At 66.6% G+C, this 9,154-nt stretch carries 6 protein-coding genes and 2 pseudogenes; all 8 read right to left on the bottom strand.

Going from position 1 to position 9,154, the window contains the following annotated elements:
- Positions 1 to 126, bottom strand: a pseudogene (locus ACZYZ3_RS08670) (pyridoxal 5'-phosphate synthase lyase subunit PdxS); the annotation flags it as partial.
- A gap of 82 nt (positions 127 to 208) precedes the next feature.
- Complete coding sequence (gene purU, locus ACZYZ3_RS08665) at positions 209 to 1,093, bottom strand: formyltetrahydrofolate deformylase (RefSeq protein ID WP_463963414.1); 885 nt, start codon at positions 1,091 to 1,093, stop codon at positions 209 to 211.
- A 3-nt stretch (positions 1,094 to 1,096) separates the two neighbouring features.
- Positions 1,097 to 2,438: pseudogene (locus ACZYZ3_RS08660) on the bottom strand (L-serine ammonia-lyase).
- The gene (locus tag ACZYZ3_RS08655) at positions 2,438 to 3,073 is read right to left on the bottom strand and encodes a sarcosine oxidase subunit gamma (protein ID WP_463963413.1); all 636 of its coding nucleotides are present in this window, start codon (positions 3,071 to 3,073) and stop codon (positions 2,438 to 2,440) included. The pseudogene ACZYZ3_RS08660 and the gene ACZYZ3_RS08655 overlap by 1 nt, the downstream one beginning before the upstream one ends.
- A complete protein-coding gene (locus tag ACZYZ3_RS08650; protein WP_463963412.1) occupies positions 3,066 to 6,014 on the bottom strand; it encodes a sarcosine oxidase subunit alpha family protein in 2,949 nt (982 codons plus the stop codon). Before ACZYZ3_RS08650 ends, ACZYZ3_RS08655 begins: the two co-directional genes overlap by 8 nt.
- Positions 6,011 to 6,433: a sarcosine oxidase subunit delta gene (locus ACZYZ3_RS08645; protein ID WP_463963411.1), complete on the bottom strand. Its 423-nt coding sequence runs from the start codon at positions 6,431 to 6,433 to the stop codon at positions 6,011 to 6,013. The genes ACZYZ3_RS08650 and ACZYZ3_RS08645 overlap by 4 nt, the downstream gene beginning before the upstream one ends.
- A gap of 27 nt (positions 6,434 to 6,460) precedes the next feature.
- A complete protein-coding gene (locus ACZYZ3_RS08640; RefSeq protein ID WP_463963410.1) occupies positions 6,461 to 7,681 on the bottom strand; it encodes a sarcosine oxidase subunit beta family protein in 1,221 nt (406 codons plus the stop codon).
- Positions 7,678 to 8,988: a serine hydroxymethyltransferase gene (gene glyA / locus ACZYZ3_RS08635; protein ID WP_463963409.1), complete on the bottom strand. Its 1,311-nt coding sequence runs from the start codon at positions 8,986 to 8,988 to the stop codon at positions 7,678 to 7,680. Before glyA ends, ACZYZ3_RS08640 begins: the two co-directional genes overlap by 4 nt.
- Positions 8,989 to 9,154: the final 166 nt, after the last annotated feature.

The raw sequence follows: 9,154 nt of genomic DNA, 5'->3' as shown, positions 1-9,154 counted from the left end.
GGCATCCTCAGCGATGCGGGCCTGCTCGACGTTGACGACGTCCATGATGACGCCGCCCTTGAGCATCTCCGCCATGCCGCGCTTAACGCGGCTGCTGCCCGTGGCCCGGGGAACTGACTGATTCACTGGATGTCTCTTTCGTTGTTGTGGGGGCGGCCGGCGCCGGGTGACACAGTTGCCCCCGCACTGTTGGTTGACTCCGTGGCGGCTATTTCAGTACGACGGTCCGGTTGCCCTGGAGGAAGACGCGTCCTTCGCAGTGCCAGCGGACGGCGTTGGAGAGTGCCTTGCGTTCGGTGTCGCGTCCGGCGGCGACGAGGTCCTCGGCGCCAAAGGTGTGGTCGACCTCCACCACCTGCTGGGAGATGATCGGTCCCTCATCGAGCTCCGCGTTGACGTAGTGCGCGGTGGCGCCGACGGTCTTCACGCCGCGGGCGTGCGCCTGGTGGTAGGGCTTAGCGCCCTTGAAGCTGGGCAGGAAGGAGTGGTGGATGTTGATGGCGCGGCCATCCAGGCGGCGGGTGAGCTCGTCGCTGAGGACCTGCATGTAACGGGCCAGGACCACCAGTTCGACGTCCAGCCGGTCGACGAGCTCCATCAGGGCCGCTTCGGCGGCCGGTTTAGTGTCGGCCGAGACGGGCACATGGAAGAAGGGGATGCCGTGCCATTCCACGATTCCCCGGTGGTCCGGATGGTTCGAAACGACCCCGACGATGTCGATGGGCAGTTCCCCGATGCGGGCGCGGAACAGCAGGTCGTTGAGGCAGTGCTCGAATTTGGAGACCATGATCAGGACCCGGCGTTTCATCCCGTGGGGACGCAATTGCCACTGCATGCCGAATTTCTCGGCCACGGGCACGAAGGCCTCCTGGAGCGACTCTTGGGTGGCCGGTCCTCCGGGGGAGTCGTCGGCCGAGGCGAAGTGGATCCGCATGAAGAAGTGGCCGTCGTCCTGGGAGTCGAATTGCTTGCTTTCGAGGATGTCGCAGCCTTGTTCCAGCAGGAATCCGGACACGGCGTGGACGAGGCCCCGTGTTTCCGGGCAGTCGAGGGTCAGGACGTATTCGTTGGCGCTGCTAGTGAGGGTATTCACAGTTCAGCACTCGATCACGTTCACGGCGAGGCCTCCGCGGGAGGTTTCCTTGTACTTGGTTTTCATGTCCGCTCCTGTTTCACGCATGGTTTTGATGGCTTTGTCCAGGGACACTTTGTGGCTGCCGTCGCCGTGCAGGCAGAGGCGGGCGGCGTTGATGGCCTTGACGCTGGCAATGGCGTTGCGTTCGATGCAGGGGATCTGCACGAGTCCGCCGACGGGGTCGCAGGTCAGCCCGAGGTTGTGTTCGATCCCGACCTCGGCGGCGTTTTCCACCTGGGCGGGGCTGCCGCCAAGGACTTCGCATAGCCCGGCTGCCGCCATGGAGCAGGCCGATCCGACTTCGCCCTGGCAGCCGACCTCCGCCCCCGAGATGGAGGCATTTATCTTGAACAAGATCCCGACGGCGGCGGCTGTGAGCAGGAAGCGGATGACGCCGTCGTCGTTGGCCCCGGGGACGAACTTGACGTAGTAGTGCAGGACGGCGGGCACGATCCCGGCGGCACCGTTGGTGGGGGCGGTGACGATCCGGCCCCCGCGGCGTTCTCCTCGTTGACGGCCAGGGCGAACAGGTTCACCCATTCCATGGCGAGCAGTGGGTCCGCGGGCACCTGGACTGGGGACGGGTTCCTCGCTTCGGCTTCGGCGCTGACGGCGAATGCTGCCAGCGTCCGGAACAAGGCCGGGGCACGGCGTTTGACGTTCAGCCCGCCGGGCAGGATTCCCTCGGCCGCGCAGCCGTTCTCGACGCACTGGCGCATGACCGCCCAGAGGGCCAAGAGCCTGTCCCGGAGTTCGGCTTCGCTGCGCCAGACGAGCTCGTTGGCGAGCATCACGTCGGCGATGGACATGTTCTCGCGGGCACAGATTTTCAGGAGCTCGTCGCCCGAAGTGAAGGGGTAGGGCAGCAGAAGCTTCGTTCGCTGAGGACCGTCCCGCCGTGGTCGAGGGCCCGGAAGGTCATGCCGTTGGGGTGGGCTGGGAGGGACTTGCGGCGGTGCAGCACCACGTCCTCGTCCCAGTTGAAGTCCACCCGATGCTCTCCGCCGATCCGGAGTTCGGCATCGAGCGCGGCGGCCGCGACCTGGTCATCGGCGGTGGAGGTGTCTACAGTCTCCGGGTCCAAACCCTGGAGTCCGAGTACCACGGCCTTGTCGGAGCCGTGGCCCCGGCCGGTGGCACCGAGGGAGCCGAACAGTTCGGCCTGGACGCGTTTGGTGGCGCTCAGGTGGCCGTCGCCCTTGAGTCCGTCGGCGAACAGCTTTGCCGCCCGCATCGGGCCGACCGTGTGTGACGACGAGGGCCCGATGCCAACGGAAAAGAGATCCAGGACGCTGAGCGCCATCAGGGGACCTCGGGGGAGGCGTATTCGCGCATGGCGTCCAGGAGCCAGCGGCCCAGGAAGTCCGCGAACGATGCCCGGGGGAAGATCCGGAAGCTGTCCTCCCCGGTCTTCTGCAGCACCACGGGGATGTTGCCGACTTCGGTGGTCAGCGCCGTTCCGTGGGTGAAGCTGCGGGGGTGCAGGTCAAGGGCGCAGCCCTTTTCCAGGACGGCCCGGGCGCGCGGGCCGGAGAGCTCGAACGTGGTGCGGTTGGCGGAGAGGTCCACTACCTGGCCCGGGGCGTCGCCCAGTGCTTCCACGAGGGAGCCGATGAGGTTGCCGCCCAGGGAATCGTGGGCGGCTTCCGGTGCCACTGCCATGAACTCGGACGGTCCGAGCCAGAGGACGCTGATGCTGTCCGTGCCGGTCACTTCGCCGCAGTGTGCCGGCAGTCCGCCGGTCACGGCGGCGATCCGTGCGCCTGCCTCGGAGCGGGGGTCCACGCGGATTCCGGCCATGGTCTGGAAAGGGCCTTCGGTGAGGACGACCTTGCCCGGTACGGAGCCGGCCGCCAGCGCGTCGGCCAGGTGGGAGGCGGGGCTGCGGCGGATGTCCTGGAGTCCATTGATGCCTGTCAGTGCTGCTGTATTAGCCATCTTTGCGGGTCCCTTCGGGGTCAAAAAGTACGGTTTCTGCGATAACGACATCAACCAGCTGGTCGCCGGCGGCGGCCACGAGGGTCTCGCCGATGCGGTTGCGGCCATTCTTGATCAGTGCCAGCGCAAAGGAACGGCCCAGGGCCGCGCTGTGGTAGCTCGAGGTCACGAAGCCCTGCATGGGGACGGGGCCGTAGGCGGGGCTGGTGGGGATGCCCTTTTCCACCAGCTGGGTGCCTTCGGGCAGCCGGATTGTGCCGTCCACGGGAAGGACGCTGACCAGGTGCCGGCGGTCCTCGCGCTTGGCATCGGCGCGGGCGTAGGATCGCTTGCCGATGAACTCTTTAGCCTTGGAAACCACCCAATCCATGCCCGCGTCCTGCGGGGTGACGGTGCCGTCGGTGTCCTGCCCGACGATCGGGTAGCCCTTTTCGGCGCGGAGCACGTGCATGGTTTCGGTGCCGTAGGGGGTGATATTGAATTCGGCCCCTGCGGCGGCCACGGCCTCCCAGGTGTTCAGCCCGTACCAGGACGGGATGTTGATTTCGTAGGCCAGTTCGCCGGAGAACGAGATCCGGCAGACCCGGGCCTGCACGCCGGAGGCGAGGGTGGTTTCGCGGAAGGTCATGAACGGGAAGGCTTCCGCTTCCAGCCCGCCGTCCGCGGCAAGCTGCGGTGCCAGCTTTGCGAGAACGGCGCGGGATTTGGGCCCGACGACGGCAATGGTGCTCCACTGTTCGGTGACGGAGGTGCAGTGCACGTCCAGTTCAGGCCATTCGGTCTGCAGCCATTCCTCCAGCCAGTCGAGCACCTTCGCGGCGCCGCCGGTGGTGGTGGTCATGAAGTAGCGGTCCTCGTCGAGACGCAGGGTCACGCCGTCGTCGAAAATCATGCCGTCTGCCATGCACATCACGCCGTACCGGGCGGAACCCGGGGCGAGTTTTTTGAAGGCGTTGGTGTAGATCCGGTTGAGGAACTCACCGGCGTCCTTGCCGCGGATTTCGATCTTGCCCAGCGTGGTGGCGTCCATGAAGCCCACGGAGTCGCGGACGGCGGCGCATTCGCGCAGCACTGCGGCGTCCATGTCCTCCCCCGCCTGCGGGTAGTACCAGGGGCGCTTCCACTGCCCGACGTCCTCGAACAGGGCACCCTGGGCGACGTGCCAGGGGTGGATGGAGGTGACGCGGGCGGGGTCGAACAGTTCGCCGCGCTGGCGTCCGGCGAGTGCCGCGAACGCCACCGGGGTGAACGGAGCCCGGTAGGTGGTGGTGCCGATGTCGCCGATTCCGCGCGAGGCTTCCCCTGCCTGGCGGAGCGCAGCGGCGATGACGCCGATCGCGTTGACGCCGGAGGTTTTACCCTGGTCGTTGGCGGTGCTGATCGAGGTGTAACGCTTGATGTGTTCCACGGACCGCATGCCGGCTCCGGTGGATCGCAGCACGTCGGCCACAGACTGGTCACGCTGGAAGTCCACGAAGTGGTGGTGCCAGTTATCCGGGGTGCCTTCCTGGCCCGGGACCAGCCACAGCTGCCGGGTCGGGGCGGACGCCTTGGGTTCGCCGATGGGGGCGGGCTCGACGGAGGATGCGAAGCCTGCGGCGGTGGCGGCAGAGGCTCCGGCGGAGATGCCCTCGGCCACGCAGTCCTCGAGTTCGAAGCTGCCGCGGCCGGAACCGATGCTCTGCTGGTTCGGTACCACGGTGCTCGGTACGAAAGCGGCGAGCTCGTCGTCCCAGCGCAGCTTGCCCTGCCGCTGGGAGTGGAGGTGGACCAGCGGGCTCCAGCCACCGGACACGGCCAGCAGATCGCAGGCGATCTCCTCGACGCCGGAGGTGAGTTCGCCGTCGGCGTTGATGCTGCGGACGGTGACGGCGTTGAGCCGGCCGTCGCCGGAGCCCGGGGCGGCGGTGTTGGCAACGGCGCTGCCGATCAGCACCCGGGTGCCGGTTTCGACGGCGGCCGCAGCAACGTCCGTGAGCTTTTCACGGGCGTCGACGACGGCGGCGACCTTGACGCCGGCGGCCTGCAGGTCCGCCGCCAGGGCGTAGGCGCTGTCATTGGTGGTGCTGATGACCACGCGCTGCCCCGTGGCAACGCCGTAGCGGTTGAGGTAGCTGCGGACGGCCGAGGCCAGCATGATGCCGTTGCGGTCGTTGTTCTCGAAGACCAGCGGGCGTTCGTGGGCGCCGGGGGCAACCACCACCTGGTTGGCGCGCACGTGCCAGATCCGCTGCCGGGACACGCCGGGGGCGGCCGGGCTGGACAGGTGGTCGGTGCGGTTCTGGACCGCGATGACATAGTTGGCGTCGTAGGCGCCGAAGGCGGATGTCCTGTTCAGGACGGTGCTGTCGGCTCCCGAGACGAGTTCCGCTTCCACGTCCGCTACCCATTCCAGGGCCGGTTTTCCTTCGATGGTCTCAGCCAGCCCGGGCGCGGTGGCGCCGGAAAGGAGGGACCCGCCCAGTTCGGGCTGGTCGTCCATGAGGATCACGCGGGCGCCGGTGCGGACGGCCTCGCGGGCCGCAGCGAGGCCGGCGGGGCCGCCGCCGATCACCAGGACGTCGGTGTGAACGTACTTCTTGTCGTACTCGGCACGGTCCTCCTCCGGGTCCAGCTTGCCCAGGCCGTTGAGGAGTTCGGCTTTCAGACCGTCCACCAGGGTGACCGTGGTGGCGGGGAGCATGGACTCGGCAACGTCGCCGGGGAAGCGCGCAGCAATCTTGACCATGGCGTTGGATTCCTCCACGCCGGCGGACATGATGCCCCGGGCCCGGTCCTCGTAGAGGGAGTTGCCGGCAGAGATGCGGCCGTTCGCGATCAGGGCCGAGGCGAGGGTGTCGCCTGGGTGGCCGGTGAACTCCTCGCCGTCCACGGTGAAACGCCAGGAGATGGTGCGGTCGATTCGTCCACCGGCGGCGAGGCGGGCGTTCTGGGAAGTCACTTGGTTGCTCCCTTCGGGGCGGTGGTGCTGGCGGGTGTTGCGGCCGGGGCGATGCTGGAAGCCGAGATGCTGGGCGCCGAGTCCCCGGTGGTGGTGCTGTCAGCAGCGGTGCTGGCAGTGCCGGATTCATTGGCGGCCTGGACCGTCACATCGGGCCGGGGCGTGCCCATCGGGTAGATGGCCTGGATGTCGTAGGTGAGCGTGTCGCGGAGCATGTTGAACCACTGGCGGCAGCCGGTGCTGTGCAGCCAGCGTTCGGCGAAAATGCCTTTGGGGTTTTCGCGGTAGAACAGGTACTGGGCCCATTCCTGGTCATTCAGGTCGTTCGGGTTCTCCGGGTACGGGACGTGGGCCTGGCCGCCGTAGTGGAACTCGGTCTCGTCGCGCGAGCCGCAGTTGGGGCAGGAGATAAGCAGCATGTGCGTCTTCTTTCTAAGGGACGGCGGCTAGTGGGCGACGGCGGCGGCGCCGTGTTCGTCGATGAGGGCCCCGGTTACGAAGCGTTCCAGGGCGAAGGGCTTGTTCAGGGCGTGCGGTGTGCCGGTGGCGATGGTGTGCGCGAACGTCAGCCCGGCGGCGGGGGTGCCCTTGAATCCGCCGGTTCCCCAGCCGCAGTTCACGAACATGTTCTCCACCGGGGTGGTGCCCACGATCGGGGAGGCGTCCAGGGTGGTGTCCACAATCCCGCCCCAGGTCCGGAGCACATGTGCCCGGGCGAAGATCGGGAAGAGTTCGACGGCGGCTGCCATCTGGTGCTCGATCACATGGAAGGATCCGCGCTGGCCATAGCCGTTGTAGGAGTCCACGCCGGCGCCCATGACCAGTTCGCCCTTGTGCGCCTGGGAGACGTAGACGTGGACGTGGTTGGACATGACCACCGTGGGGTGGACCGGTTCGTGCAGTTCGGAGACCAAGGCCTGGAGCGGGTGGGACTGGATGGGGAGCTTGAAGCCGGCCATTTCGGCCAGGACCGAGCTGTGTCCGGCGGCGCAGAGGCCCACCTTTTCGGTGTTGATGGTGCCTTGGTTGGTTTTGACGCCGACAACGCGGTTGCCGTCCTTGAGGAAGCCGGTGACCTCGCAGTTCTGGATGATGTCAACACCGAGTTCGTCGCACTTGCGGGCGAAGGCCCAGGCGACGTGGTCATGCTTGGCGATGCCGGCGCGCGGCTGGTAGGTGGCGCCCATGACGGGATAGCGGATGTTGTCGCTGATGTTCAGGATGGGGCAGAGTTCCTTGACCTGCTGCGGGTCCAGCCATTCGGCGTCCACGCCGTTGAGCTTGTTCGCCCCCACGCGGCGCATGCTTTCGCGGACGTCGCCCAGGGTGTGGGCGAGGTTCATCACGCCGCGCTGGCTGAACAGGAAGTCGTACTCAAGTTCCTCCGGCAGGATTTCCCAGAGCTTCAGGGCGTGCTCGTAGATCGCCGCACTCTCGTCCCAGAGGTAGTTTGAGCGGATGATGGTGGTGTTCCGGGCCATGTTGCCGCCGGCAAGCCAGCCCTTTTCCAGGACGGCGATGTTGGTCATCCCGTGGTTCTTGGCCAGATAGTAGGCGGTGGCGAGGCCGTGCCCGCCGCCGCCGACAATCACGGCGTCGTAGGAGGACTTGGGCTCCGGGTTGCGCCAGAGGAAATCCGGGTGCTCCGGAAGCTGTTCCGTGCTCATTGTGCAACTCCGTTCGGGGTGGTTCCGGCTGTTCCGGAAAGATTCGGGTAGAGCGGAAGTTTCTCGGCGAGGACCAATACCCGGTCGCGGAGCAGTACGGCCGACTCGTCGCTGAGCTCGCCCTTGATGGCTTCGGCGATGATGTCGGCAACCTCGGTGAATTCGGCCGGCCCGAAGCCGCGGGTGGCCAGGGCCGGTGTGCCGATCCGAAGCCCGGAGGAGACCATGGGAGGGCGGGGGTCGAACGGGACCGCGTTGCGGTTCACGGTGATGCCGATTCGGTGCAGGCGATCCTCGCCCTGCTGCCCGTCCAGCGCAGAATTGCGCAGATCCACCAGGACCAGGTGCACGTCGGTGCCGCCGCCCACTACGGAGATCCCATATTCGGCGACGTCCGGTGCGAGCAGGCGCTCTGCCAGGATCTTGGCCCCTTCTAGGGTGCGTTGCTGCCGGTTCTTGAACTCATCGCTTGCGGCGATCTTAAAGGACACGGCCTTTGCGGCGATCACGTGTTCCAGCGGCCCGCCCTGCTGGCCCGGGAAGACGGCGCTGTTGATCTTGCGGGCGTACTCCTCTTTGCTCAGGATCACGCCGCCGCGCGGGCCGCCGAGGGTCTTGTGCGTGGTGGTGGTGACGACGTCGGCGTACGGCACCGGGTTCGGGTGCAGTCCCGCGGCGACGAGGCCGGCGAAGTGGGCCATGTCGACCATGAGGTAGGCGCCCACGGCGTCGGCGATCCGGCGGAACTCCGCGAAGTCGAGCTGGCGCGTGTACGCGGACCAGCCAGCCACGATCATCTTCGGGCGGTGCTCCAGGGCAAGGGCCTCGACCTCGGCCATGTCCACGGTCATGTCCGATTCGCGCACATGGTAGGGGACGACGTTGTAAAGCTTGCCGGAAAAGTTGATGCGCATCCCGTGGGTGAGATGTCCGCCGTGCGCCAGCGAGAGTCCCATGATCGTGTCGCCCGGATCCAGCAGGGCAAACATCGCGGCGGCGTTAGCCTGCGCACCCGAGTGCGGCTGCACGTTCGCGGCTTCCGCGCCGAACAGAGCCTTGACCCGGTCGATCGCGAGCTGCTCGATCACGTCAACGTGCTCGCAGCCACCGTAGTAGCGCTTGCCCGGGTAGCCCTCGGCATACTTGTTCGTCAGGACGGAGCCCTGCGCCTCCATGACCGACGCAGGAGCGAAATTCTCCGAAGCGATCATCTCCAAGGTCGACTGCTGGCGCGCCAGCTCGTGGTCAATGGCCCGGGCGACGTCAGCGTCGACGCTGGCCAGGGGTTCATTCAGGGTGCCCGTCATGGCGGCCTCTTTCGGTTCAAAAAACAGTAAGGGGAATGCAACAGTGTTGCGTTGGTTGCAACTTTAGATCGCCAGCGGTGTTGCGTCAATGGCTTTTTCGGCGCGAACGTTTTAAACATATTTCTTACCAGGCGGGTAAAAATCCCTTGACTGTGCTTCAGCTCAC

It is taken from the genome of Pseudarthrobacter linnaei, from assembly GCF_055412825.1.
This window is presented reverse-complemented; position numbering and strand designations above follow the sequence as displayed.

What these genes read in the sequence shown, in the direction of transcription:
- ACZYZ3_RS08655 (WP_463963413.1), bottom strand. Translation starts at nt 3,073, where the DNA reads ATGGCTAATACAGCAGCACTGACAGGCATCAATGGACTCCAGGACATC.
- ACZYZ3_RS08640 (WP_463963410.1), bottom strand. Translation starts at nt 7,681, where the DNA reads ATGAGCACGGAACAGCTTCCGGAGCACCCGGATTTCCTCTGGCGCAAC.
- glyA (WP_463963409.1), bottom strand. Translation starts at nt 8,988, where the DNA reads ATGACGGGCACCCTGAATGAACCCCTGGCCAGCGTCGACGCTGACGTC.
- ACZYZ3_RS08645 (WP_463963411.1), bottom strand. Translation starts at nt 6,433, where the DNA reads ATGCTGCTTATCTCCTGCCCCAACTGCGGCTCGCGCGACGAGACCGAG.